At 35.6% G+C, this 25,983-nt stretch carries 23 protein-coding genes, 1 tRNA gene and 1 riboswitch; of the genes, 12 read left to right on the forward strand and 12 right to left on the reverse strand.

The features are described 5' to 3' along the window. The first annotated feature begins 10 nt into the window (after window positions 1–10). Window positions 11–1,012 carry a biotin synthase BioB gene (gene bioB, locus SPD45_RS07980; protein WP_336267218.1) on the forward strand — a complete coding sequence of 334 codons (1,002 nt, stop codon included), beginning with the start codon at window positions 11–13 and terminating at the stop codon, window positions 1,010–1,012. Window positions 1,013–1,223: 211 nt separating this feature from the next. On the opposite strand, the gene thiE is transcribed toward bioB, so the two are convergent. From thiE to thiD, 3 genes are read right to left on the reverse strand one after another with little or no spacing between them, the layout of a single operon-like run. Beyond that, window positions 1,224–1,844, reverse strand: a complete 621-nt coding sequence (gene thiE, locus SPD45_RS07985; RefSeq protein WP_336267219.1) for a thiamine phosphate synthase — start codon at window positions 1,842–1,844, stop codon at window positions 1,224–1,226. 12 nt (window positions 1,845–1,856) lie between these two features. Continuing rightward, the gene (thiM, locus tag SPD45_RS07990) at window positions 1,857–2,609 is read right to left on the reverse strand and encodes a hydroxyethylthiazole kinase (RefSeq protein WP_336267220.1); all 753 of its coding nucleotides are present in this window, start codon (window positions 2,607–2,609) and stop codon (window positions 1,857–1,859) included. Further along, window positions 2,606–3,412: a bifunctional hydroxymethylpyrimidine kinase/phosphomethylpyrimidine kinase gene (gene thiD, locus SPD45_RS07995; RefSeq protein ID WP_336267221.1), complete on the reverse strand. Its 807-nt coding sequence runs from the start codon at window positions 3,410–3,412 to the stop codon at window positions 2,606–2,608. The genes thiM and thiD overlap by 4 nt, the downstream gene beginning before the upstream one ends. 112 nt (window positions 3,413–3,524) lie before the next feature. Beyond that, window positions 3,525–3,639: riboswitch (TPP riboswitch) on the reverse strand. A gap of 218 nt (window positions 3,640–3,857) precedes the next feature. Here thiD and SPD45_RS08000 point away from each other — a divergent pair. The 4 genes from SPD45_RS08000 (at window position 3,858) to htpX (ending at window position 6,619) form a co-directional block, all read left to right on the forward strand. Next, on the forward strand, window positions 3,858–4,433 hold the full coding sequence (locus SPD45_RS08000) for a YpjP family protein (protein WP_336267222.1): 576 nt from the start codon (window positions 3,858–3,860) through the stop codon (window positions 4,431–4,433). A 181-nt stretch (window positions 4,434–4,614) separates the two neighbouring features. Then, window positions 4,615–5,229: a TetR family transcriptional regulator gene (locus SPD45_RS08005; RefSeq protein ID WP_336267223.1), complete on the forward strand. Its 615-nt coding sequence runs from the start codon at window positions 4,615–4,617 to the stop codon at window positions 5,227–5,229. A gap of 25 nt (window positions 5,230–5,254) precedes the next feature. After that, window positions 5,255–5,647, forward strand: coding sequence for a transcriptional regulator Spx (gene spx / locus SPD45_RS08010; RefSeq protein ID WP_336267224.1), 393 nt, complete (start codon window positions 5,255–5,257; stop codon window positions 5,645–5,647). 90 nt (window positions 5,648–5,737) lie between these two features. Continuing rightward, window positions 5,738–6,619 carry a protease HtpX gene (htpX, locus tag SPD45_RS08015; RefSeq protein ID WP_336267225.1) on the forward strand — a complete coding sequence of 294 codons (882 nt, stop codon included), beginning with the start codon at window positions 5,738–5,740 and terminating at the stop codon, window positions 6,617–6,619. A gap of 104 nt (window positions 6,620–6,723) precedes the next feature. On the opposite strand, the gene recQ is transcribed toward htpX, so the two are convergent. Next, entirely contained in the window at window positions 6,724–8,871 is a 2,148-nt protein-coding gene (gene recQ, locus SPD45_RS08020) for a DNA helicase RecQ (protein ID WP_442962007.1), read from the reverse strand. Window positions 8,872–8,988: 117 nt separating this feature from the next. Between recQ and SPD45_RS08025 the strand changes: the two genes are divergently transcribed. Beyond that, on the forward strand, window positions 8,989–9,666 hold the full coding sequence (locus SPD45_RS08025; RefSeq protein ID WP_336267226.1) for an MgtC/SapB family protein: 678 nt from the start codon (window positions 8,989–8,991) through the stop codon (window positions 9,664–9,666). Between the two features lie 447 nt (window positions 9,667–10,113). Here the strand turns inward: SPD45_RS08025 and SPD45_RS08030 are convergent, their stop codons facing one another. Next, window positions 10,114–11,760, reverse strand: coding sequence for a glycerol-3-phosphate dehydrogenase/oxidase (locus tag SPD45_RS08030; RefSeq protein ID WP_336267227.1), 1,647 nt, complete (start codon window positions 11,758–11,760; stop codon window positions 10,114–10,116). A 403-nt stretch (window positions 11,761–12,163) separates the two neighbouring features. Here SPD45_RS08030 and SPD45_RS08035 point away from each other — a divergent pair, with 403 nt between their 5' ends. After that, window positions 12,164–14,716, forward strand: coding sequence for a CBS domain-containing protein (locus tag SPD45_RS08035; protein WP_336267228.1), 2,553 nt, complete (start codon window positions 12,164–12,166; stop codon window positions 14,714–14,716). Window positions 14,717–14,791: 75 nt separating this feature from the next. On the opposite strand, the gene SPD45_RS08040 is transcribed toward SPD45_RS08035, so the two are convergent. Beyond that, window positions 14,792–14,944 (reverse strand): hypothetical protein, encoded by a 153-nt coding sequence (locus SPD45_RS08040; RefSeq protein WP_336267229.1) that lies wholly within the window; start codon window positions 14,942–14,944, stop codon window positions 14,792–14,794. Between the two features lie 184 nt (window positions 14,945–15,128). On the opposite strand from SPD45_RS08040, the gene SPD45_RS08045 reads away from it, so the two are divergent. Further along, window positions 15,129–16,280 (forward strand): AI-2E family transporter, encoded by a 1,152-nt coding sequence (locus SPD45_RS08045; protein WP_336267230.1) that lies wholly within the window; start codon window positions 15,129–15,131, stop codon window positions 16,278–16,280. A 65-nt stretch (window positions 16,281–16,345) separates the two neighbouring features. Here the strand turns inward: SPD45_RS08045 and SPD45_RS08050 are convergent, their stop codons facing one another. After that, window positions 16,346–17,059, reverse strand: a complete 714-nt coding sequence (locus SPD45_RS08050) for a DsbA family oxidoreductase (protein ID WP_336267231.1) — start codon at window positions 17,057–17,059, stop codon at window positions 16,346–16,348. Window positions 17,060–17,220: 161 nt separating this feature from the next. Between SPD45_RS08050 and SPD45_RS08055 the strand changes: the two genes are divergently transcribed. Then, the gene (locus tag SPD45_RS08055; protein WP_336267232.1) at window positions 17,221–18,345 is read left to right on the forward strand and encodes a YeiH family protein; all 1,125 of its coding nucleotides are present in this window, start codon (window positions 17,221–17,223) and stop codon (window positions 18,343–18,345) included. Window positions 18,346–18,577: 232 nt separating this feature from the next. Further along, window positions 18,578–19,102 carry a YceI family protein gene (locus tag SPD45_RS08060; protein WP_336267233.1) on the forward strand — a complete coding sequence of 175 codons (525 nt, stop codon included), beginning with the start codon at window positions 18,578–18,580 and terminating at the stop codon, window positions 19,100–19,102. A gap of 1,134 nt (window positions 19,103–20,236) precedes the next feature. Here SPD45_RS08060 and SPD45_RS08065 read toward each other — a convergent pair. The 4 genes from SPD45_RS08065 to SPD45_RS08080 all read right to left on the reverse strand — a co-directional run bounded on the left by SPD45_RS08065 (window position 20,237) and on the right by SPD45_RS08080 (window position 24,062). After that, window positions 20,237–20,309 (reverse strand) — tRNA-Ala (locus SPD45_RS08065). Window positions 20,310–20,423: 114 nt separating this feature from the next. Beyond that, complete coding sequence (locus tag SPD45_RS08070) at window positions 20,424–20,897, reverse strand: (2Fe-2S)-binding protein (protein WP_336267234.1); 474 nt, start codon at window positions 20,895–20,897, stop codon at window positions 20,424–20,426. A 2-nt stretch (window positions 20,898–20,899) separates the two neighbouring features. After that, a complete protein-coding gene (locus SPD45_RS08075; protein WP_336267235.1) occupies window positions 20,900–21,748 on the reverse strand; it encodes an FAD binding domain-containing protein in 849 nt (282 codons plus the stop codon). Beyond that, window positions 21,735–24,062: a xanthine dehydrogenase family protein molybdopterin-binding subunit gene (locus SPD45_RS08080; RefSeq protein ID WP_336267236.1), complete on the reverse strand. Its 2,328-nt coding sequence runs from the start codon at window positions 24,060–24,062 to the stop codon at window positions 21,735–21,737. Before SPD45_RS08080 ends, SPD45_RS08075 begins: the two co-directional genes overlap by 14 nt. 211 nt (window positions 24,063–24,273) lie before the next feature. Here SPD45_RS08080 and SPD45_RS08085 point away from each other — a divergent pair, with 211 nt between their 5' ends. Further along, a complete protein-coding gene (locus SPD45_RS08085) occupies window positions 24,274–24,618 on the forward strand; it encodes a DoxX family protein (protein ID WP_336267237.1) in 345 nt (114 codons plus the stop codon). Between the two features lie 65 nt (window positions 24,619–24,683). Next, window positions 24,684–25,292, forward strand: coding sequence for an NAD(P)H:quinone oxidoreductase (gene wrbA / locus SPD45_RS08090; RefSeq protein ID WP_336267238.1), 609 nt, complete (start codon window positions 24,684–24,686; stop codon window positions 25,290–25,292). A gap of 11 nt (window positions 25,293–25,303) precedes the next feature. Here wrbA and SPD45_RS08095 read toward each other — a convergent pair whose 3' ends face one another. Next, window positions 25,304–25,921 carry a hypothetical protein gene (locus SPD45_RS08095; protein ID WP_336267239.1) on the reverse strand — a complete coding sequence of 206 codons (618 nt, stop codon included), beginning with the start codon at window positions 25,919–25,921 and terminating at the stop codon, window positions 25,304–25,306. Between the last annotated feature and the right edge of the window lie 62 nt (window positions 25,922–25,983).

Consider the following 25,983-nt stretch of genomic DNA (forward strand, 5'->3'; position numbering starts at 1 on the left):
AAGATGTACGATGGAGAATAGAAAATATTGGGCTCAGTTAGCAGATAAAGTAATACAAGGATATCAAATTACGCGAGACGAAGCGATGAAATTTTTGCAATGTCCAGATGAACAGGTGTTAGCATTATTAGATGGGGCATATCAAATTCGCCACCATTATTACGGCAATAAAGTTAAATTAAATATGATTATAAATACGAAATCAGGAGCTTGTAGTGAAAATTGTGGGTATTGCGCACAATCTATTGACTCTGAGGCACCGATTCAACGATATAAAATGATGGATAAGGAATCGATTTTAGCTGGAGCAGAACAAGCGAACAAATTACAATCAGGAACGTATTGTATCGTGGCAAGTGGACGTGGCCCGACAAATCGTGAATTGAATATTGTCGTCGATGCTGTGAAGGAAATTAAGCAAAATTATGATATGAAAATATGTGCTTGTTTAGGTATTTTAAAAGAAGGGCAAGCAGAACAATTAAAAGCAGCTGGTGTCGACCGTTATAATCATAATTTAAATACATCGAAAAAACATCATGATTATATTACGACGAGTCATACGTATGATGATCGTGTATCCACTGTAAATAAAGTGAAAGATGTTGGGATATCTCCATGTTCTGGTGTCATTGTCGGAATGAAAGAAACGAAAGAAGATGTAGTAGATATGGCATTTTCTTTAAAAGAACTCGATGCGGATTCCATTCCAGTTAACTTTTTACATGCGATTGATGGAACAAAATTAGAAGGAACGAATGAACTGACACCGACATATTGTTTAAAAGTGTTAGCATTGTTCCGTTACTGCTGTCCAACGAAGGAAATTCGTATATCTGGTGGACGAGAAGTGAATTTAAGAAGTTTACAACCACTTGGATTGTACGCTGCAAATTCAATTTTTGTCGGGGATTATTTAACGACTGAAGGACAATTAAGTACAGCAGACCACCGAATGTTAGAAGATTTAGGATTTGAGATTGATTATGGTCATGAAAAAGCGAGTGTATAAAAACTTTATTGTTTGAATGTATGAGCATGAAAACGAGAGTTCGACATAAAACATAGCGAAATAAACCTTTGACTTGTTTGATCAATGATCATGCACATGTCAAAGGTTTACTTTTGCAAAACACGCTATAGTATATACTAAAATCTTGCTTAAATGATACATTGTATATGATTAAAAGACATGACTTAATGAGGTCGAACTTCTTACTTTTTCATAAAGAACGTACAGCTTTTTGAATGTTTTCAGCCTTCGTAATTGCAGAAATAACTGATACTCCGTCCGCCCCAGCATGAAGCACATGAAGGGCATTGTCAGGTGAGATACCACCAATTCCGACGATGGGAATATGAGGGGTTAGTTTCCTTAATGTTTGAATCCACTCTATTCCAACAGGTTGCAGTGCATCTGATTTCGAAGTTGTACTAAAAACAGGTCCAGCACCAATATAATCAATATATGCAAGCGAGCTTTTTTCATATTGCTCCATATTGGAAATGGATAAACCGATCCATTTATGCGGGTATTTTTCACGGATTTTTTTAACAGGTTCATCTGATTGACCAACATGAATACCGTCAGCCTGTAGTACATCCATTAATTCAACATCATTATTTATTATAAAAGGGATATTTGCTTCCTTGCAAATTGCTCGTAATGCTTTACCAAGGGCAATTTTTTCTTCACCTTGTAAACTGCCTCTTCCTTTTTCACGAAATTGATAAATGGTTATTCCACCTTGAATTGCTTCTCGCAAAGTCGCTTCTGGTGTTCTATCTTTGGGGCAATCTTGACTTCCCATAATGAAGTATTTTCGTAATACATTTTTGTTCATCTTCTTTCGCTCCTAATCGATGTGATGTAATGCATCTAAAAAGTGAACTTGAAAAGTCCCTGGACCATGGACATTTGAAGATGCAATTGCTCGCTCCGCTGCTTTTGTATAAAATTCGATTATTTGATAGGTTGCTTTAAAATGGTCTACCTCACAAGCTAAATTCGCTCCAATAATAGCACCTAATAAACAACCTGCACCAGTTATGCGTGTTAACATTTCATTACCGTGTTCATTTATATATGTTTCTTTTCCATTTGAAATAACATCTTTTTCACCTGTAATCACAGCGATTGTTTGGAAAGTTGTTGCTACTTTATTAGCGATTAATTTTGTTGTTTCTACTGGAGGATCGACAGAATCAACGCCTTTCATTGCCACTTTTTCATCAACTAATGCTGCCATTTCCCCTGCATTTCCTTTAATTACAGTGAAGTTTATTGCATTTAGAAATTTGAGGCAAGCTTGTTTTCGAAAAGAAGAGGACCCGACTGCTACAGGATCTAATACGATTGGTTTTTGATGATTATTTGCAACAGTTCCAGTAGTAAGCATTGCTTCCATATCCGAATCCATTAATGTACCAGTGTTAATTAAAATAGCATCTGCTTTTTTAGCGACTTCGCTAACTTCCATCGGGTTATCGGCCATAATAGGTGAAGCACCAATAGCGAGTAACCCGTTAGCGGTAAAGTTTTTTACGACATTATTCGTTAAACAGTGGACGAGAGGGGCCTTTTTCATGATGTTCTCATGAATGTTCATACTTGTCTCCCTCTAATTGCCCAATGTTTTGTTGGCCCACTACCAGCGCCAAGTGGAATAGATTCTTCAATGGCAGCTTGGATAAATTCTTTTCCCTTTTCCACTGCTTCATATAAAGAAAGACCTTGTGCAAGATGGGCGGTAATGGCTGCTGAATACGTACAACCAGTCCCATGTGTATCTTTTGTATCAATTCGTTTCTTTGTAAAGACATGCATGTCGTTTCCATCATATAAGAAATCTGTAGCATCGTTATCTTTACTTAAATGGCCTCCTTTTACGAGCGCGGCTTTTGCTCCATACGTATGAACAATTTTTTCGGCTGCTTTTTTCATATCGTTGAATGTCGAAATTGTCATGTTCGTTAAAAATTCAGCTTCTGGTAAGTTCGGTGTAACAACGGTCGCATAAGCTAGTAATTCATCACGTAAAAAATCACGGGCCTCTTCATTAATTAAAGGGTCTCCACTTGTAGCAACCATAACAGGATCAATCACGAGTGGAAGATTTTTTCCGTCGAGTTTTTTCTTTATTATTTTCATCATATCAATGTTCGCAATCATACCTGTTTTTACAGCATCTACAGGAACGTCTGAAAACACAGAATCTAGTTGTTGTTCAATCATATCTAAAGATATATGTTCGATTGCTTGAACACCTGTTGTGTTTTGTGCAACGACAGATGTGACAATGCTCATACCATATGTTTGTAATTCTTGAAATGTTTTTAAATCAGCTTGTATTCCTGCACCCCCTGTAGGATCTGTACCTGCAATGGTTAATGCGCATGTAATATCTTTCATTAAAATTGCTCCTTTATTTTATTTTTAGGGATGTACATGACGTTATAATACGTAAATTTTCCCATAAAAAAACCAGATTCCTCGTGAAAGAATCTGGTTCGACTGCAAAAAAAGTCATGGATTCCTACTTCCCTCCGCTAGTTCGAACTAGATCAGGTTCACGAGGGTTAGAAATATCACGTACTTCTTCTCAGCCTTCAACGAAAAAGGCACCCCTAGTAGATTTCTGACTCTAGTATAGCAGATTATGTTGTAGTTGTCATAATGAGGTTGGGGGAGAGGACATTATCATTTTATTCGCACGTATATATTTCGCTATGTTTATGAAAAGTTACTAAAGTTATATAGAATGTTAAAAATTTATTAAATATGACTAAAAATCATGTATTTTTCCTTGTGAAATGATACAGTTAAGTATATATAAAATAAAAAGCGAGATGATACGATGAAAATTTGGATGAGAAAAATTGCCGTTGCATTCGTCGCTTTCATAACGTTAGGTTTATATGTTCCGTCATTTGATGTAGATGCACATGTAGGAAAAGCAGAGAAGACGTTTGATTCGTCTAAAGCGAATATTATTGCGGAGCAAATAACTACATATGATGTTGAGGAAGAGGATGTAGCTGCCACATTAATGGAAAAAGCTATTGCACAAACGAGCGTTAAATTTGGACCGAAGATTGAAAATCAACTAGAAAATGAGTTTCAAGAAGTAATTTTACCGAAAATGGAAGAAACTTTAACATCTATCTTTACAGAAGCGGGAGAAGATAGATTACCGTTTTATGAAATTACGGAAAACCCTGCAAAAGGATATGGCGAAAGAATATTTAATGTTTATGATGTAAAAGACGAAAAGATAATTGCGAAGTTTCACGTTCGTCGAGATTTTAAACCGCAAGAAGGATACTGGTTTAATTTCCATTATCATTTAGGGAAAGATCAGTTTGAAACACATTATGAACTAGGCAATATTTATTGGGATAAAAACATGCCACCGAAATGGATGGCGCAATAAAACGAAAAACACTTTGTCATTGGTTAGAAAAATGATAAGGTGTTTTATTTTTGTCAATTTTCCGCCACATATTGGTCAAAGAAGGTCATTTTTTATTGACAGATGACACCGTGTCATCTATAATGAAATAGAGTGGAAGTGACATTGTGTCATTTTGACTTTGTACTTAGGAGGAACTTGGATGCCGAGACAGACTTTTTATAATTTACCTACAGAAAAACAGGAAGTATTAATTGAAGCGGGAGAAAAAGAATTTTCACGAGTTCCATTATTTGAAGCTTCCATTGCGAATATTGTAAAAGAGGCGGGTATTCCACGCGGTAGTTTTTATCAATATTTTCACGATAAAGAAGATTTTTATTTTTATATATTAAATCAGTATGCAGATGAAAAAAGAAAACGATTTATTCGTTTATTAGAAAAGCATGACGGGAATATATTTTATGCAGTTAGTGATTTATGTGAGGATTTGCTTATTCGTATTGATATGACGAATGACAAACAGTTTTTTAAAAATATGTTTTTACATTTAGATTTTGAGACAGAACGTGCTTTTTTAAGTGATATGAATTATAGCGTACTTAGTGAACAATATAAGGAAGTAAGGGATCTCGTCGATACGACAATGTTAAATGCAGAAAATGATGAAGAATTATTTCATATGATTCAAATGTTATTATCTATGATGTTAGGGAACATCGCACGTAAATATGCAGTAGATATATCGAATGAAAAGGTGCTACACAATTTTACGACACAAATTAATTTAATGAAAAAAGGATTTAAAGCAAATTAATTAATGGAAAGAGAGAGGGTTCATGATGAAAATCAAACTATATGGTTCATCAACAGCATCAACGAGAAAAGCGAGAAGGTGGTTTGAGGAACATAATATTCCATTTGAATATCGCGATATTTTGAAGAAGCCTTTAAAGAAAAAAGAAATGCAACAAATTTTACGATTAACAGAAGAAGGTACAAAAGATATAATCGCGACAAGATCGAACGTATATAAAGAATTAGATTTAGACTTAGAAAATATTTCATTAAATGATTTATATACATTAGTAAATAAAAATCCAAAATTATTACGTCAGCCGATTATTTTAGGGAATGATAAATTACAAGTAGGATTTGATGAGTACAATATTCGTCAGTTTATTCCACGGGAAGAACGTAAACGATTTATTCATGATTCTTTAGCATTCGTGTAAAATTTAACGATACTTTACATGAAAGTAATGTTATTCATGATAGAAATGTTGTAGAATAAGAGAAACATTATTAAAGAGAGGAAGAAGTTCGTGGCAAAAAGAATATTTTACTTTTTATTAACAAACGTACTAGTTCTTTTAACAATCTCGATTATTTTCACGGTTTTACCGATTGGGAACTATATTGGAGAGAATGGGACTATAAACTACGGTTCTTTACTAGTATTTAGTGCGGTGATCGGTTTTACTGGTTCCTTTATTTCATTAGCAATGTCTCGTTGGATTGCGAAGCGAATGATGGGTGTGGAGATTATTGATCCGAATAATCCCAAAAATGAGTATGAACAAATAGTGGTGGAAAAGGTATACCGCTTATCTAGAGCAGCTGGTTTAACATATATGCCTGAAGTTGGAATTTACAACTCACCAGAAGTAAACGCATTTGCAACAGGTCCATCGAAAAAACGTTCATTAGTTGCCGTTTCATCTGGATTACTAGATGAAATGGATGATGATGCGGTGGAAGGTGTTATCGCACACGAAGTTGCACACATTACAAATGGTGATATGGTAACAATGACATTGTTACAAGGTGTTGTGAACACGTTTGTTGTATTTTTATCTAGAATTGTTGCGCTTATCGCATCACAGTTCGTTCGTGAAGAAATTGCACCAGTCGTGCATTTCATCGCGATTATCGTATTCCAAATTTTATTCTCCATTTTAGGAAGCATCGTTGTATTTGCCTATTCACGCCATCGTGAGTTCCATGCAGATAAAGGTGGAGCAGATTTAGCGGGACGTGACAAAATGCGTCATGCGTTAGAAAGCTTAAAAGCATATGCAGATCGTGCTACAGCAGGCGAAGACGATACGGCAGTAGCTACAATGAAAATTAATGGTGCTAAAAAGGCAATGCAGTTATTCTCTACACACCCAGATTTAGATGAGAGAATTAGCCGTTTAGCATAATAATTATAATGATTCTAAAAAATCGTACGAGCTTATGTGCCGTACGATTTTTTTGTTCTAACGCTAGGGGAGAAGCATTTGGGTGGTAGTCGTTTCTTTCCCTTTTACAAAAGCTTATTTTTCGCTAAGACAGCTTTAATTTTTGTATATGTGAATGTATCTGGTAATGCTTCTTTCATTGGTTTCAATTTCTTCTCATCGAAATTTTCGTATACATGTAATACTTCTTTTTCTTCTTCATCGTTAAAGAAAATTTCCCAAGCAATTGGAAGTCCTTGGTCAAATGCCTTAAATAAATGGTTTTCAATTGTTTGTTCTTGTACATCCCGCATTTTTGCAATATCCTTGATTGACTTACCAGACTGGAACAATTGATAACTTTGCATATGGGACGGTGTTTCAGGATCGTCAACTACTTGTTTTGCAATTGGACGCTTTATCGATGTCCCAATTTGGACTTTCTTTTTCACATGCGGATTATTTTCTTTCCATTTATTAATCGCATGTAAAAATGTTTCTCCGTATTGACTATATTTCTTTTCTCCAACCCCTTTAATTTCAAGCATTTCATCTTTTGTTGTTGGAAAGTAACGGCACATATCACGTAATGTCGCATCTGAAAATAGTACGTATGGTGGCACGTTCCTTTCATCCGCCATTACTTTTCGAAGTTCTCTTAATTCGCCAAATAATGTTGCATCGAAATCAGTTGTGTCAGCTGTCGGTACTTTTAATGTATACATTTCTACCGTCTTTTCTCCTTTTAAAACGGCGACAGATTGATAGTTTAGTTTTAAAGTTGGGTACATTCCTTCTTCCGTCGAAAGTAGTTGTTCAGCAATTAAAAATTGAATTTTTTCCGTAATGTCTTTTTCGGTATAAGAAGATAAAAGTCCATATGTTGTAAGTTTATGTAAATTGAATTGAATTAACTTACGATCTTTGGAACCGCGTAATACTTTTGCGGTCATGCTGACACCGAATTTTTCATTCATACGTTTTACACAAGATAAAATCATTTGTGCTTCTTCGGTTATATCTACTTTTTCGCCGTGTTTTTGGCAGTTACTACACGTTTCACAACGAGTATTAGAGGGAATATTAGTAAAATAGTCGACAATATAAGTACTTAAGCAACGGCCAGTAAAACAATAATTCGTCATCGCTTGTAACTTTTCATATTCTAGCTGTTTCATTTCTTCTTCCATTTCAGACTGTTCAATGAGAAACTTTTGTAATTGAATATCTTGATTGGAAAAAATTAAAACACAATCGCTATTTTCACCATCACGCCCAGCACGTCCGGCTTCCTGATAATAAGATTCGATGTTCATCGGCATAGCATAATGCAAAACATAGCGAACATTCGATTTATCTATACCCATTCCGAATGCATTTGTTGCAATAATTACTTGGCATTCATCATGTATAAAAGCGTTCTGGGCTTTTTGCCGACTTTGTTCATCTAATCCAGCATGATATTTTGCAACATTGTACCCTTTCCCATGTAATCGTTCATATAAGGTGTCTACTTGTTTTCTTGTTGCTGCATATATAATGCCGGATTCATCTTTTCTCTCTCTTAAAAATTGCTCAACGTAAGAAGTTTTATCCCGACCTTTTACGAGATGAAAGTGTAAATTACTTCGTTCGAATCCTGTTTGAACGACATGATTATCGTGTATATGTAAAAGTTTTTGAATATCTTCTTTTACATCTTTTGTTGCTGTAGCAGTTAATGCAACATAAAGTGGGATATTCGTTAGTTGCTGCAATGTTGGGACGACAGAACGGTAACTCGGTCTAAAATCGTGCCCCCATTGTGAAATACAATGTGCTTCATCAAAAGCAATTAAGGAAATAGTTATGTTACTAATCGTTCGTAAAAAGTAGTCTGATTGAATTCTTTCTGGTGCGATATAGACAAATTTAAATGCACGTTGTTTTAAAAGTTCCATTCGTTCTTGTTGTTCAAACGATGTTAGGGAACTATTGATATATGTAGCGGAAATGCCTAAAGTATTTAAAGAGTCTACCTGATCCTTCATTAAAGAAATAAGTGGTGAAATAATGATGGCAGTACCTTCTTTGGCAAGCGCAGGTAGCTGAAAACAAAGTGATTTTCCATTACCAGTGGGCATAATTGCTAATGTATGGTTATCACCCATAATATGTGAAATTGTCGCCTCTTGACCAGGGCGAAATGTAGAATATCCGAAGTAATGTTCCATGATGGATGTAATTTGTTGCACGGTATATTGACTCCTTTAACATTATAAAAATCGTGTAATCTTTTTATCTATCTCTATTGTACAACATTTTTTTATGGCATCATATAGGAATATATTGAATTAGAAAGGATGGGTGTAATGAGTGACTGGGTCATAAAATTGCTCATTGCGACAGTAGCAGGTGTCGTATTAGGGATTGAACGAGAAGCAAAACATAAACCTCTTGGATTAAAAACATGTGTCGTAATTGCTGTAACAAGTTGTCTATTAACGATAGTATCGATTGAAACGGCTTTTTTAAATGAACAAAATCCATTTATTCGGTCTGACCCAATGCGATTATCTGCACAAATTGTAAGTGGGATTGGTTTTTTAGGTGCAGGGGTAATTTTACGAAGAAATAATGATGTAATTTCTGGGCTTACGACGGCCGCAATTGTTTGGACGGCTTCAGGAATCGGGATTGCAGTTGGTGCCGGTTACTTTAAAGAAGTGGCGGTTTCTTTAATTTTAATCGTTATAAGTATACGTTTTTTACCTTTTATCGTTACAAAATTAGGACCACATACATTACGTGAGCAAGAAGTTAAGTGTACGATTTTTATGGATGAATTAACGACAGATGTTCAACAAACATTATTAGAAATAGAAAATGTGATTGGGAAACTACGAAATATAAAAATTAATAACCGGGAGAAAGAACTAAGGATTGATTTTATAAGTTTGATAGAGGCGAAGGAACATTCCATTATCACGTATTATGATGCTTTAAAAGAGATTGAAGGAATTAAAGGAATTGAAATTCACGGAAGATAGTGTGTAATAAAGTGTGCTAAACTAGTTGAAGCAAATAAGGGTGAACGGTAGTCTACTTAAACACTGTCTAAGTAAAGAGGACAGTTTCACACTTCACTAGTGCCATCTTTGCATATAAATAAAAAACAAGTGAATTTCCTCCTTAGAAGTAAAAACGGTGAAAACGAACTCTAAGGGGGAAAACCACTTGTTTTATGAATGATTGTTATAATTTTACAACACTGGTTGGCAAAGCCAAAATTAGTATTACAACACTATTGAAAACTACAGTACATCTCCGATGGGACATATTTGCATATAATCACTAACCTCTTACACGATTATATATCGAGTGAAACCACTAATTAACCAAAACGGATGAAGTTAAAATCTAAATTTAGACGTATAGCCTCTCAAAATCGTAAAATTCCATATTATGTTTTGTCCTAATTGCTTTTGTCTCATTAATTATGATGCACGGAATGATTCCGCATTTTTGATAGCTGCATCGACTTCTTTAGTGTAAAGTACCTTCACATCGTTAGACCAAACGAAAATTTTTGCCATAACATCAATAATGTCAGCTTTATGACGTTTCACTTCTGCAATATTAAATAGTAAATCTCCCGTACGACGGTACATAAAATCAATTGGATGCAAGACCATTTCATGGTGAATACTGTACATTAATTTTGCATATAATGCATTTGGTAAATTTGTATCATTGTAATCAATATAGGAAATAGCTGTATCAATATTTGATCCAAAGGTAGCAATTAAATTAGTAGCCTCATCTTTTGTAAATGATAGAGCTTGTAATTTTTGCATCCATGTTTCTTTAAATGTAGTGAAACCTTTTGATCCACCAACATCTCCACCTGAAATTGGTAATTGTTTCGTTTGACATGTTGCATGATCAAATTTTTTCTTCGGTACATATTTTTTATATAATAAGTCAACGATTGTTTCTGCCATTTTACGGTATCCAGTTAATTTTCCACCAGCAATCGTAATAATGTTCGATTCAGCTTCCCAAATTTCGTCTTTACGTGAAATTTCAGATGGATCTTTTCCTTCTTCAAAAATTAACGGACGGACACCAGCCCAGCTTGATTCAACGTCTGCTTCATGTAAAGTTAAATGTGGGAACATATCTGCAATTGCTTTTAATAAGTAATCCACCTCAGATTGTAACACATGCATATCTTCCGCATTACCATCATAGAAGTCATCTGTCGTACCTACATATGTTTTTCCGTCACGGGGAATAGCGAAAACCATACGTTTGTCATGTGTATCAAAATATACTGCTTGTTTTAATGGGAATTTTTCTTGATCAAAAACAATATGAACCCCTTTAGATAATTGTAAATGCTTTTTCCCTTTTGCATAGTCTAAATGACGTAGCTTATCAACCCAAGGTCCACTTGCGTTTACGACAACATCTGTACGAACGATTATTTCTTTATGAATTGCTTTATCTAAAAAGCGTACACCGTTCACTTTTTTCTTTTTATCATATTCAAACCCAGTTACTTGTGCATAGTTTAAAATCGTCGCACCTTTTTCAGCGGCCTTTTTCATGACTTCTAATGTTAAACGAGCGTCATCAGTACGATATTCAACGTAAACACCGCCACCTTTTAATCCTTTTTCTTTAATAAAAGGTACTTTATCAACGACAGCATTTTTTGAAATCATCACTTTACGCTCACTGCGTTTTACTTGTGCTAAATTATCGTACATCGTTAATGCAACATTTGTCATGACACGGCCAAACGTACCGCCTTTATGGAAAGGAAGTAACATACGCTCAGGTGTTGTTACGTGTGGTCCATTTTCATATACAACTGCACGCTCACGCCCTAATTGTGCAACCTCTTTAATTTCAAATTGTTTTAAATAACGTAATCCACCATGTACTAATTTTGTTGAACGACTGGATGTACCGCTTGCGAAGTCATTCATTTCTAATAATGCCACTTTTAAACCACGTGTTGCCGCATCTAATGCGATTCCAGCACCCGTAATGCCACCACCAACAATAACGATGTCGAACGTTTCATTTGCTAATTTACTTGTTGTTTCAGCTCTTCTTAAATTTGAAAAACTCATGTATGATTCGCTCCTTTATGTAGTTTATGCATAAAAAAAGAGAGCACAGAAAAATATTGCCTTCATTCAAAGCAATGTCATTTCTGGTCTCTCTCGTATACTCTAACCATTTTTTATTCATTTGGTACTTTAAGTATAACATAAATTGATATGAAGTCCATACTATTATTTGAAAATAATAGGAGATTTATACGTCGTGTAACGATTTAGACAAATTATGATAATGGAGCCAAATGAAGCACGGAGGACGGGGTGTTTTGTTTATTATAATTGATCTTATTTGCAGCAAAAAAAGGAACGTATGCTATGATAGAGATAGGTATATTGGACGGATTTAAACGATGTCTAAAAATATGAATTTTAATATATAAAGTATTAATTGGAAGGAAAGTAGGGATGGATGTTGCAAGTTATCGTAACACATATGAATACGGATTTTGATGCGTTAGCATCGTTGTATGCGGCAAAAAAGTTATACCCAGATGCAACGGTCGTCTTATCTGACAAACAAGAGACAAAAGTGAGACAGTTTTTAAATATATATCGTGACACACTTACGTTTACAGATGAAAAAGATGTAAATTGGGAAAATGTCACAGATATGATTATTGTCGACGTCGCAAATAGAAGAAGAATCGGTTCTTATATGGACAGCTTAGATATGTCAAAAATAAATGTCATTGTATTTGATCACCATCCACCTAAAAAAGGAGATATCGATGATGCAGATCGCCAAATCGAGCCAGTTGGTGCAACGGTAACATTATTGATTGAAAAAATGATCGAACAAAATATTCCGATTAGTTCTTTTGAGGCGACATTATTTGGACTTGGTATTTACACGGATACAAATGCGTTTATGAATGATATTACATCTGCACGTGATTTTAAGGCCGCTAGTTTTTTAATGGATAATGGGATGAGCCTAGAAATGGTCCATCAATTTTCTGAACATGTTTTACTACCAGAACAGCAGCACATTTTGAATGATTTATTTACGAAAATGGATGTCCGTTCAATAGATGGGTTAGAGATTGTTGTAGCGGCTAGTAGTTATGACTTTTTCCAAAGTGGGTTGGCGACGATTACAAGTCGTTTATTAGAAATTACAAATACAGATGCAGTCATTACGGTAGTCGGGATGAAAAATCATGTTCATATTGTTGGAAGAGCAAGTTCTGATCGTATTAATTTATTGCCACTTTTAAAGAAGTTTGAAGGTGGTGGACATGAAAAAGCCGGTTCAGCGATGGTAAAACGTTCGACTTGTGAGGAAATTTTGCCGAAAGTAATAGAGGACTTAGGTTTGATTTCTAAACCAGGAATAACAGTGCGAGATATGATGGTATATCCTGTTAAAACATTGACACCTGATACTACTATTGAAGAAGCAGGAAGAAAAATGTATCGATATGGCCATTCAGGATATCCTGTTGTACAAGAAGGGAAATTAATTGGCATGGTCACTCGACGTGATTTGGATAAAGCAAATCATCACGGACTTGGACATGCTCCTGTAAAAGCATATATGAGTACGAATTTAATTACCGTAACAGAAGAAAAGACATTAGAGGAAATACAGCAATTAATTATTGAACGAAATATTGGACGTTTACCTGTGATTCGTGATGGAAAGCTAGTTGGAATTATTACACGAACAAATATTATTGAAAAAATGCATGAATTAGCTTTAATGGAGGAAAGTGGAAAGGATCAACCGTTAAAAACGAATATGAAAAATGATCTGAAAGAACAACTGGAACATGATGCGTTCTCATTATTAGAAAAAATTCGCCAAACTGCTGAACAAGCAAAGATTGATGTTTATTTAGTCGGAGGTATTGTGCGCGACTTATTTCTACATGTTCCAAACGATGATATCGATATTGTTGTGGAAGGAAGCGGGATTGATTTTGCTAAACAGCTGACAGAGGACCATGGTGGAGAAGTGCTCATTCATGAAAGTTTTGGAACGGCCACATGGGAGACAATGGATGGGTTTAGTATTGATGTAACGACGTCTAGATTAGAATATTATGATCGACCAGCTTCATTACCAGATGTGGAATCATCTTACGTGGCGGAAGATTTACAACGACGCGACTTTACGATTAATGCTATGGCAGTTTGTTTAACTGGGGAGAAGTTTGGAGACCTCATGGATCCATATAATGGACAACAAGATTTACGCGATGGAAACATTACAATCTTACATAATTTAAGTTTTGTAGAGGATCCAACGCGGATTTTACGTGCAGTTCGTTTCGAGACGCGATTTGAATTTTTAATGGATAAACAGACAGAACAATTAGCCTTACAATCGATTAGTACGATGCGTAATCTATCTAACCAACGAATTGTCGATGAATTAATCCGTATTTTTAAAGAAGATAATATTGCGCGAGCGATGATACGCTTATACGACGTAGATTTTTGGAAGCAATATAATGTTGGCATCCCACTATCTGACGTAATTGAACGGGTGAAGAAGTTACGAGTATTATTTGATATGTATGAGCATGTGGAACCTCACTGGTTCCATTATGTCGCAATTCCATTTTTTAATCCTCCATTTCATGATGCAATAAAAGAGTTTGCTTTGACGAAAAAAGAAATGAAATTTGTTCGTGCTGTGGAGGAGTTTTTCCGCATGGATGGATGGCGTCAAACGGAACGAAGCGGGGATATACACGCTTATGCTAAACCATTTGAGGATGACGTACTATTATTTATCCTATCTGTTTCCTCCATTGAGAATGAGAAAGTCATTTTGCAATATATTGAAAGCAGGAAAAAACTGGAGCAATACATTACTGGAGCAGATTTAATTTTAAGAGGATTAAAACCAGGTGCACATTTTAAAGAATTATTATTACAATTAGAAATTGCTACATTGAACAAGGAAGTAACGACAAAAGAAGAAGCATATGCATGGATTGAAGCAAATATACAATAAACAGAAATAAAGGGATATACAACACGATATATTCGTACATGTACATCCCTTTATTCTACATACTGTTTCTTCATACTAGTTACTATCCTTTTTCCTTTCTGATTCTACGTCTTTTTTAATTTTGTAATATTTTTCTGCGCCTAAACCACCTTCACCAATCATTTTAGAAATTTCTTTACGGCGTACTTCTTGTTTTTTCTCGACTACTTTACGATCGTCTTGTGCCATTTCATTTCCTCCTTTCAATGAAAAATGAAGTGTATTAAGTATAGGTTCTACTATTATTATATCATTTTAACTGAAAATTTCCACTACTCTAATCCCTATTCTCAATAGGGTTTACATGTTTAAAAGATTAGATTAAGGGAATAATAGCTTTGTCTTTATCTTTTACTTTTTAGGAGAGATGTTTATGAATATGTCTTCAAGGTTTATAAAGTTTATCGGTGGCAAAAACCTACTTTTCGGGTTATTAACATTATTGTTATTAGGTGTTGTCATCATGATATATAATAAAATTTCATTCGTGTTTCAGCCGATTTTTATTATATTATCAACGATAGTTCCACCTGTTATTCTTGCATTTATTGCGTACTACTTACTAAACCCAATTGTAAATTTACTAGAAAAAGTGAAAATTAACCGGTTGTGGGGAATTATTATTATCATTATCGGTTTTACTGGAATCGTCACAGGTCTATTATTTGTTATCATTCCAATTATAACTAGACAAGTGAAAGAATTTGCTGCTAATTTTCCTGATTATATGGATACATTGAGTGCGACAATCCAAGGGTTACTACATCAATCTATTTTAGAACCGTATTATGATGAGGCGATGGATTGGATTGATACTAACTTAGGTGATTTACCAGCAGAGCTTATGGCAAATGCAGGAAGTGCGATTGATGGGGTTGCGAGTGTTGCGCAAACAATTACGACGATTGGGATTACAATTGGTACATTCCCATTTGTACTTTTCTTTTTATTAAAAGATGCAACGAAATTTAAAGAATATTGTTTACGTTTATTCCCTAAAAAATTTCGCCACGATATCCATGAAATTTTAAATCAAATGGATACACAAGTTGGTTCGTATATTCGCGGACAAATTCTCGTCGCATTTTGTATTGGAGTACTATTATTTATCGGATATTTAATCATCGGATTAGACTATGCGATTATTTTAGCTTCCGTTGCGGCGGTGACAAGTGTTGTACCGTACTTAGGACCAATCATCGCGATTACACCAGCAATTATTATTGCGATCGTAACGTCTCCTTGGTTGTTAGTGAAACTAGCAATTGTATGGGCCGTTGTTCAATTTTTAGAAGGACATTTTATTTCCCCGAATGTGATGGGAAAGACGATGCAAATTCATCCATTAACAATTATTTTCGTGTTATTAGTTGCTGGAAAACTGTTTGGAGTGGTCGGAATGATTTTAGCTATTCCAGGATATGCGTTATTGAAAGTACTCATCACGTACATTTTCCAAAAGTTTAAAATTCGATATAATAAATTTTATGAAGAAGGTTATGAACGGGAAGAAATAGAACAGTAAAATTAAAAGCTAGGAAACGATTAGAGTAGATTTCCATCTAATTGTTCCTAGCTTTTTTAAGGTATTTATTTTTCTGGAATGTCGCACCCATCTGGACCGCAAGTGTCTTCATTGTTTCCAATTGTTTGTAATGGAGACATTTTGTTTTCTTCTTCCCACACTTGTTGTAATGCTTGTGTGAATGTTTCTGTCGGTTGTGCACCTGAAATAGCATATTTCCGGTTGATGATAAAAAATGGTACACCCGTTATTTGGAATTGTGTTGCTTCCTGTAAATCCGTTTCTACTTCTTCGCGAAATGCTTGTTCATTACATAATGTTGCTAATGCTTCTTCTTTTTCTAATCCAACAGCAGCGGCAATTTCCGCTAATTCATCTAGATTGCCAACATCTTTTGACTCGAGAAAGTGGGCACTTAATAATGCTTCAGAAATAGCGGCACCTTTTCCTTTTAATGCAGCAAACTTTGCTAAACGATGGGCATCAAATGTATTCGTCTGTTTCATCGTATCGAATTGAAAATCTAATCCAACAAGGTTGGCTTGTTGTTTTACATGATTCGTCATTTGTTTCACTTGTTCCATCGACCCGAATTTCTTTGCCAATGTTTCATAATAATCTTGTCCATTATAACGTGGTGTATTTGGATCCAGTTGATAACTTTTGAATATTACTTCTACATCCTCTTTATGAGGGAAGTCGGCTATAGCTTCTTCTAATTTTCTCTTTCCTATATAGCAAAAAGGACATACATAATCAGACCATACTTCAATTTTCATTTGTATATTCTCCTTTATCGTTTATACGTTCAATATATCATTTATCTTTATACGACGTAAAAATATTAGCTTAATATGTCGGAACGGCATTTACATCAGAGGGACTTTTCGCTTAAAATGTACAATGGGAGTTTGGAACTTATAGTAGAGGGATGAAGAAAATGCACAGGAACATAATGAAAGTACTACCAGGATTACTCCTCTGCTTTGTTGTTATGATGCTCGGTATTTACGGAGCAGAACTAATTGGTGTGATGATGAAGCAGATGAATGTAATTGCACCGGAAAGTAATACACCAATTTCAGGAATTTTCGTAGCAATTATTATCGGGATGATTGTTCGAAATGTATTTGGTTTGAAGGAAATGTTTACATTCGGCATGAATTTTTCGGTAAAACGTTTATTACGTTTCGGGATTATTTTGTTAGGCTTGCGGCTTAGTTTAGTAGAAGCGGTGAAATTGGGAGCATTAGGTATTCCGCTTATTATTGCTTGTATCGCTTCAGGATTTTTCTTAACGATTTATTTAACGAAAAAATTACAACAATCCACCCGTCTAGGAATGTTAATTGCAACTGGAACAGGTATTTGTGGAGTAACAGCAATTATGGCAACAGCCCCTGTTTTGAAAGCGAAAGATAATGAAATTTCGTATGCGGTAGCTAACATAACTATTTTTGGGTTAACTGGAATGGTCTTATATCCATTATTAGCTAATTTTTTATTTGGGGATGACCCTATTAAAACGGGAATGTTTTTAGGTACAGCAATTCACGATACAGCACAAGTAACTGGTGCCGCATTGATTCATGCACAGATGTTTCAAATGGATGATGTTATTGATGTTGCTACTGTAACAAAATTAACCCGTAATTTATTTATCATCGTGATGATTCCTCTCGTTTCCTTTTTATATTTTAAAGGAGAAGGGACGAATAAAGGAGAAAAAGTGCCAAAATGGTACACATTTATTCCATTATTCGTTATCGGTTTTTTATGTTTATCACTCATTCGTACTATTGGAGATGCTACATTAGATAGTACTGGTGCTGCATTCGGAATGTTAAACACGTCTTTATGGGAAATGATATATACGAAAGGAAGTAATTTTGGAACGACATATTTACTAGGAATGGCGATGGCTGGTGTCGGATTATCGACTGATTTCTGGATGCTTAAAGGAATCGGTTGGAAGCCTTTTTATATTGGATTAACAGCAGCATTAACGGTCGGATTTGTCAGTGCTTTGTTAATTAGTTTATTCGGAGGATTCGTGCAAATGTAAAAGATTGGGACAGATTGTTTTGGGTAGTACCCCCTTAAGGTTAAAGTGAAATGCTTGCGTTTGGGGTGCAACATCCAGACGGTTTTGTCTCAATCTTTTTTTGTCCATAGATGCAATTCATACATATTTAATTAGGTTATATTAAGATGATAAATATTTAAAACATATATATTGAAATAGAGATAATTTTTGTGTATGATATATATAACATGTAAAAAAGGGGATAGAAACAATGACAAAGTGGAATGTAGATACAACACATACAAACGTAGGGTTTTCAGTAAGACATATGATGGTTTCAAAAGTTAGAGGCTCTTTTGGTAACTTACAGGGATCTGTTGAAGGAGATGTCAACGAATTAACAGGTGCAAAAATTAATTTTGAAATCGATGTTAACTCTATCGATACAAAAAACGAAGACCGTGATAATCATTTACGCTCAGGAGATTTTTTCGACGTAGAAAATTATCCGAATATCGCATTTGAATCAACAAACATCGTTGAAACTGGAAAAGATGAATATGATGTAACTGGTCACTTATCAGTGAAAGGAACGACGAAAGAACATACTTTCAAAGTTGAGCGTACTGGTGAAGGTGTTAATCCATGGGGCGTAACCGTAGTAGGATTTGAAGGCCGAACAAAAATCTCACGTGAAGAATTCGGGTTAACGTGGAACCAAACATTAGAAACAGGTGGCGTCTTAGTAGGCGACGACATCACAATCGATATTGAATTACAAGTAAATCCAGCATAAGTTTCGCAATTTTGGCGTGTTTCTTTTTTGAAGAAACACGTTTTTTTATGTGCAGGGTGTGGGAGTGTTACGGGAAAAATATGTACTAATTTTATTGTCCTGTTAATATTAGTATCGTAGTTTTATAAGTAATTGGCATGTATACAAAGGGAGGTAATCGTGATGTGATAAAAATTGGTTTTATGTCGTATGTAAAAACGATAAAACTTGAGATACTATCTATATATTCGGAAGAGGGGCGGCTTTTTCACGAAAACTTGCGAAATTACTTGGTATATCCGCAAGTAAACCGGCAAATCGCTCACAACTTGCGAAATTACTTGATATATCCGCAAGTAAACCGACAAATTACTCACAACTTGCGAAATTACCTGATATATTCGCAAGTAAACCGGTAAATCGCCCTCAACTTGCGAAATTACTTGACATATTCGCAAGTAAACCGGCAAATCGCTCACAACTTGCGAAATTACTTGATATATCCGCAAGTAAACTGGCAAATCGCTCACAACTTGCGAAATTACCTGATATATCCGCAAGTAAACCGGTAAATTGCTCACAACTTGCGAAATTACTTGATATATCCGCAAGTAAACCGGTAAATTGCTCACAACTTGCGAAATTACTTGATATATCCGCAAGTAAACCGGTAAATTGCTCACAACTTGCGAAATTACTTGGTATATCCGCAAGTAAACCGGCAAATCGCTCACAACTTGCGAAATTACTTGATATATCCGCAAGTAAACCGGCAAATCGCCCTCAACTTGCGTAATTAACTGATATATCCGCAAGTTTACGGAAAAAAATGCCTCAACTTGCGGAATTAACCCATATAAGCTACAAGTAAACTGAAAAAATGAAAATGAATCAATTAGAAGACGGTACGATTGAAGTAGAGAGACTATCAGTTGGATCGTTAAAGATAAAAACAAACTATAAACAAAAGGAGACTAAGAAAGCACAAAATTAAAGTAATTTTCAGCAACGTGAGTATGAACGAAATATAATAGTTTCGTAGAATTCACTTAGAATATTGGATGCTCTGGTTAATAGCATAGATTCTATAAGTTACATATAAAAACGTAATAAACAAAAACGCCCGGCACTTTACGTACCAAGCGTTACCATTAATGGAGCATGTCGGGCTCGAACCGACGACCTCCTGCGTGCCACGCAGATACTCTCCCAACTGAGCTAATGCCCCATAACAATTTTATTATAAGATAACGGCTCTGAATAATCAATGGACATCATGGCACTCATCAAGGAAGCATGTATTTTATAGACTACATACACAAAAATTGGACACTTAATAGTTTTAAATCTTTTTACTATTGCAATGCCTATTTTGTAATACTTCCAACATCGCTTCTTTAATTTCTTCATAACCTGTACAACGGCAAATATTAGATTGTAGCCAATTTTTAATATCATAGGCGGTCGCATTTGGCTGACATATTGATAAAGCGTGACAATTCATAATAAAGCCGGATGTACAATAGCCACATTGAAATGCAAATTTTTCAAGAAAAGCTTTTTGTATCGGGGTATCTTTTAAACCTTCAATCGTAGTGAAGTTCTCCCCATCTGCTTCAACAGCTAACATGAGACAAGATTTCATTGGTCTATTACCTTTTAAAATTGTACATGTTCCACAATCGCCATTTTTACAACCAGGTTTGGCACCAGTCAACCCAAGTTCATCCCTTAACATATCTAATAAAATAGTCGCTTGTCTTACATAGATAGTTTTCTTTTCGCCATTTATAGTACAAGTAATTTTTTGTCTCATTGTTATTCCTTTCCAAATTCAGAAATTATCTCTTTTACAAGCCCATGAAAAATAAAGGTTCGAAATTCACTTGAACCATTCATATCATCTAAAATAGGGGAGGGTAGTTGTTCAAGTGTTTTTTGAATACGATTTTTCAAAGGTTCGTTCCTCTCATTTAACGTCGTATCAATCATGTCTAGTTGGAATGGAGCATGACATAATCCGCTAAAAGCAAATCTAACAATATGTGGCATATGGATAGCACTTATTGTTACTAGTGGATAACCAATTCTTCCATTTGCTGTTACTTTTTTACTTGTAAAAGGCATGTTCAAAAAAACCTTATCAATTTTAAATTGCACAATAAATGCTCCGTGTTCTAACATTATCTTTCCAGTTTGTATATTATATATTTGTTGTATAGGAACTGTGTGTAATCCCGTTGGACTAGCAATTACTACATCACAATTTGTTAAAAGAAGGGGTAAAATGGCTTCTTTATATTTCAAATTGCTACAAATATTGCCTCCTAATGTTATTTTTTCACGAGATGTATGATCAGCGATTCTATTACATACTTTGCTCAACAACGGGAAGTGAGGTATTGTTTCAATAGTTGCTAAGGGAATAGAGGCGCCAATAATAAAAGTGTCGTTTTCTTCTTTTATTTCGTGGCACATATTTATATTTTTAATATCGATGACAGCTTTTACCTCAGTATAAAGTGTTTCAATTCGTCTAAAAGTAATAAACTCTGTTCCGCCGTTAAAATAAAGAGGGGATTTTTTGTTTTCACTTAATGTATGAAATAAGCCAAGTGCTTCCTTTATAGTGTTGGGACGATAATAGTCAAAGTCAGTTGCAATCATTTTTGTATCTCCTTTTTTGTTGCCAAATATATTCAGGATATAATGGGAGTTGATTTAATGGAGTATCAACTGCGGCAGATAAACTATTTGCAAGGGCACCTGACATGCCGACAATACCGTGCTCGGCGAGGCCTCTTGCGCCGTACGGACCATCTGCTTGTGGAGTCTCAATAAACTCGACAGTGTAGACGGGATTTTCGCCAAAGCGTAACATGTGATAGGATCTGAACTGGTTGTTCAATACTTGGCCAACATTATTGTATATAAAACCTTCACGACTAGCCATACTTAAACCCATTTTCATTGCACCCATCACTTGTCCTTTTGCTCCCATCGGATTTAAAATTGTTCCCGCATCCATCACTGTTACAGCACGAATGATATCATAGTAGAACGTATCAGTTTGAAGTTCTACCTCAACCGCTTGTGCTCCAACCGTCCAAAATGGTGCTGGCTTTGTTTGTCCATTCACCATGTTCATTTTTGTTAAATGTTCCATAATAAAACCGCCGTGACCGATGACGAAAGTGCCAACCGTATTCCCATTTGTAAGTTGATAGCCAAAACATACATCCGAAATATTGACATACTTCTTCGGATTACTTTTTATGTATACTTTTGCGTTTTTCACTTCTAAATGCTCCGGCCTAGAATGTAATGCGAATGATGCATTGTATTTTAATTGTTTTTTTACATCTTCAGCAGCTTCTAATACTGCATTTCCGACCATATGTGTCGCAGTACTTGCAACAGTTTTCCAATGTTTAGGACTTGTTTGTGTATTTATTTCCATGTTCACGTTAATTTTACTCTCGTGAACTTGGAGACTTTCCGCTAAAATTTGTGCTAATACTGTTTTCGTACCGTTTCCTATTTCCACGACACCGATATTTAAATTCATACTGCCATCTTTATTGAATGTAATAATTGCACCAGCTGAAGCATTAGTTGGTGACATAGAAGCCTTCCAAAGACATGCGATTCCCTTGGCACGAACGATATTTTGGCTGATTTGTGTAACTTGCCCCTCTTCCCATTGAATTAATTTTTTTACCCTTTCTAGACAGGAAGTAACATTTCCGATATTTCCCTTTGTTAAAAGAGCTTGACTTGGAGTAGTATCACCTGGTTTGATGGTGTTTTTTAATCGTAAAGTTATCGCATCTATACGTAATTTTTTAGCTAATAAGTCTATCGCTCTTTCGATTGCAAAAATTAACTCGCCATGTCCATAGCCACGAAAAGATGTAGCATATGGATTGTTTGTGTAAATACAATATGAATCACATGTAACATGTTTAATATTGTATGGACCAGTACAGTTTAGCGCAGCAGAATTTGTAATATCGGACGATTCATCGACATAGGCACCGGCATTAAAAAAAAGTTGAATGTTTGCCATCGTTAATTTTCCGTCAATTGTTGCACCAAGTTTTACAGTTGCGTCCATACCGATATGGACAGGAGATGTTACCATATCAACTTCCCTCGGGTTATTTATCGCCACCATCCTCCCACCAACAGCTTTGGAGGCAATATATGCAATAAATTCCAATTGAATCGATGCCTTTCCCCCGAACGCACCACCGACAAATGGGGTATGGACGATTACTTTATTTTGTTCAATCATAAAATATTTACTAATCATTTGTTTGATTACAAACGGCGCCTGACTAGAGCTATGAACATGTACAACCCCATTTGGTAAAATTTCTACTTTTGCTGTGCGGGTTTCCATTGCAGCGTGATCAGATTGTGGCAAAGAAACCGTTGTTTCAACGACGACATGGCTTTCGGTTTCCCCAGTTTTCATATTTCCTTTCCGGATTTTTACATGATTGGCGATATTTTGTTTCGGTTTAGGTCTAATATTTTTTAGTTGTGTATAGTGTTCAAAATTTTCATGTATGCGTGTTTGCTTTGTAGTCATTGCTTCATGTACAGTGGATAGGTTTGGTAAGGGATCATATTTCACATGAACAACATTACAAGCGTGCTGTGCTTCATGTTCACTATCAGCAACAACAACTGCAATAGGTTCACCGAAGTATCTTACTTTTTCCTGAGCCAAAATGGGTCTATCTTCAACTGTTGATCCGACCAAAACAGGACAATCTTTACCTGTTAATATTGCGCGAACACCAGAGCATTTCAACGCTTTAGACGTATCAATAGAAATAATATTTGCATGTACATGAGAGCTCGTCACTAATCTTGCATGTAGCATCCCATTTTGTATATTGTCTGCCGTATATTTTGCGGCGCCAGTTACTTTGTTGTTCCCTTCGATTCTTGGCACACTTTGTCGTATCATGTTTTATTCAACCACCTATGAAAGTTTTGTAGCAATATTGTTTCCAAAAATAGGGAATGTATACGACGGAAAATATCTCGAATTAAAACATTCTTATTGACAGATACTTTTGAAACGTGTAAAGTGAAATATAGTTCGAAGTTGAGATATATTCTATTTTTTATCTCGTATTAAATATATATTAATTTGAATTATGTTGGAGGGTTTTAGATTGGTAATTTCTATTGTTATACAAGTTTTATTAGGAGTAGGTTTCATTATGTTTGGGTATCAAAAATTTGTTTCACCAGATATGAAAGAAGGTTTTAAGTATTTTGGTTATGGTGATAGCTTTCGAATATTTACAGGAGCATTTGAAATAATTGGGGCTATTTTTTTATTAGTAGGAATTTGGATGGGAAACTTGGCGCTTATTGGAGCAATAATGCTTGTTTTAGCAATGGTCGGTGCGGTTTTTACACATATAAAAATAAAAGATACAGTTAAAAATATGATGATGCCAATTGTTCTATTATTGCTAAGTCTTATTGTCGTTGTCATGAATGTTTCAGCATAAGTTAATTTAGAATCGGGAACAATTTAATTTATATAAAATTTTATTGAAAAAAGGAGAATGAAATTATGACGAAAGTAAATGTAGCAGTAGTTTATTATAGTATGGGTGGAACTAACTATGAATTAGCAAAATGGGCAGAAGAAGGTGCAAAGGAATTGGGGGCAGATGTAAGGGTGTTAAAAGTACCTGAATTAGCACCACAATCTGTTATTGATGGCAATGATGCTTGGAAGGCGACTGTTGATCAAACATCACATATTGCTGAAGTGACATCAGCAGATATCGAATGGGCAGACGCAATTATTTTCAGTACACCGACAAGATTTGGTGTGATGGCATCACAAATGAAACAGTTTTTAGATACTCAAGGTGGACTATGGGCTTCAGGTAAGACAGTTAACAAAGTAGTTAGTGCAATGTCTTCAGCACAAAATCCACACGGTGGACAAGAAGCGACAATTTTATCCTTATATACGGCGATGATGCATTGGGGAGCAATCATTGCAGCGCCAGGATATTCAGATCCGTCAATTTTTGCTGCGGGAGGAAACCCTTACGGAACAAGTGTGACAGTCGATCAAGATGGGAAGATGGTAGAAGATGTGGAAGGTGCTGTGAAATACCAAGCAAAACGTACAGTACAGGTCGCACAATGGGTAAAAGATGGAAAATAATATTGAAGTGATCAAGCTAGGGCGCTATGAAGTGCCCTAGCTTTTATATTCGCAAGTTCTCTAGGGAATCTGGTTGCAGTTGCGAATATACGTAATAATTCCGCAAGTTTTCCCGTAAATCCTGTCACACTTGCGAATATACGTGATAATTCCGCAAGTTCCCGTGCAAATCCCGTTGCACTTGCGAATATACGTGTTAATTTCGCAAGTTCCCCCGTAAATCCCGTTGCAGTTGCGAATATACGTGATAATTCCGCAAGTTCCCGTGCAAATCCCGCTCCACTTGCGAATATACGTAATAATTCCGCAAGTTCCCGTGCAAATCCCGCTCCACTTGCGAATATACGTGATAATTCCGCAAGTTCCTGTGTAAATCCCGCTTCACTTGCGAATATACGTGTTAATTCCGCAAGTTTTCCCGTAAATCCTGTCACACTTGCGAATATACGTGTTAATTCCGCAAGTTCCCGTGCAAATCCCGTCACACTTGCGAATATACGTAATAATTTCGCAAGTTCTCCTTCAAATCCCGCTCCACTTGCGAATATACGTGATAATTCCGCAAGTTCCCGTGCAAATCTGGTTGCACTTGCGAATATACGTAATAATTTCGCAAGTCGCCCAGCCACTCCATTATACATTCTCAAAAAATGGACAATTTTACGTACTATTATATTTGAAACAAGGCTTC

It is taken from the genome of Pseudogracilibacillus sp. SO10305, assembly GCF_037072005.1.
Taxonomy (GTDB): domain Bacteria; phylum Bacillota; class Bacilli; order Bacillales; family Amphibacillaceae; genus Pseudogracilibacillus; species Pseudogracilibacillus intestinigallinarum.

Coding starts and splice junctions, on each gene's coding strand:
- SPD45_RS08025 (WP_336267226.1), top strand. CDS start 8,989: ATGAGTGACTGGGTCATAAAATTGCTCATTGCGACAGTAGCAGGTGTC.
- bioB (WP_336267218.1), top strand. CDS start 11: ATGGAGAATAGAAAATATTGGGCTCAGTTAGCAGATAAAGTAATACAA.
- SPD45_RS08040 (WP_336267229.1), bottom strand. CDS start 14,944: ATGGCACAAGACGATCGTAAAGTAGTCGAGAAAAAACAAGAAGTACGC.
- SPD45_RS08045 (WP_336267230.1), top strand. CDS start 15,129: ATGAATATGTCTTCAAGGTTTATAAAGTTTATCGGTGGCAAAAACCTA.
- SPD45_RS08080 (WP_336267236.1), bottom strand. CDS start 24,062: ATGATACGACAAAGTGTGCCAAGAATCGAAGGGAACAACAAAGTAACT.
- SPD45_RS08075 (WP_336267235.1), bottom strand. CDS start 21,748: ATGATTGCAACTGACTTTGACTATTATCGTCCCAACACTATAAAGGAA.
- SPD45_RS08030 (WP_336267227.1), bottom strand. CDS start 11,760: ATGAGTTTTTCAAATTTAAGAAGAGCTGAAACAACAAGTAAATTAGCA.
- spx (WP_336267224.1), top strand. CDS start 5,255: ATGAAAATCAAACTATATGGTTCATCAACAGCATCAACGAGAAAAGCG.
- SPD45_RS08050 (WP_336267231.1), bottom strand. CDS start 17,059: ATGAAAATTGAAGTATGGTCTGATTATGTATGTCCTTTTTGCTATATA.
- SPD45_RS08000 (WP_336267222.1), top strand. CDS start 3,858: ATGAAAATTTGGATGAGAAAAATTGCCGTTGCATTCGTCGCTTTCATA.
- thiD (WP_336267221.1), bottom strand. CDS start 3,412: ATGAAAGATATTACATGCGCATTAACCATTGCAGGTACAGATCCTACA.
- SPD45_RS08005 (WP_336267223.1), top strand. CDS start 4,615: ATGCCGAGACAGACTTTTTATAATTTACCTACAGAAAAACAGGAAGTA.
- wrbA (WP_336267238.1), top strand. CDS start 24,684: ATGACGAAAGTAAATGTAGCAGTAGTTTATTATAGTATGGGTGGAACT.
- thiM (WP_336267220.1), bottom strand. CDS start 2,609: ATGAACATTCATGAGAACATCATGAAAAAGGCCCCTCTCGTCCACTGT.
- thiE (WP_336267219.1), bottom strand. CDS start 1,844: ATGAACAAAAATGTATTACGAAAATACTTCATTATGGGAAGTCAAGAT.
- SPD45_RS08070 (WP_336267234.1), bottom strand. CDS start 20,897: ATGAGACAAAAAATTACTTGTACTATAAATGGCGAAAAGAAAACTATC.
- SPD45_RS08060 (WP_336267233.1), top strand. CDS start 18,578: ATGACAAAGTGGAATGTAGATACAACACATACAAACGTAGGGTTTTCA.
- SPD45_RS08055 (WP_336267232.1), top strand. CDS start 17,221: ATGCACAGGAACATAATGAAAGTACTACCAGGATTACTCCTCTGCTTT.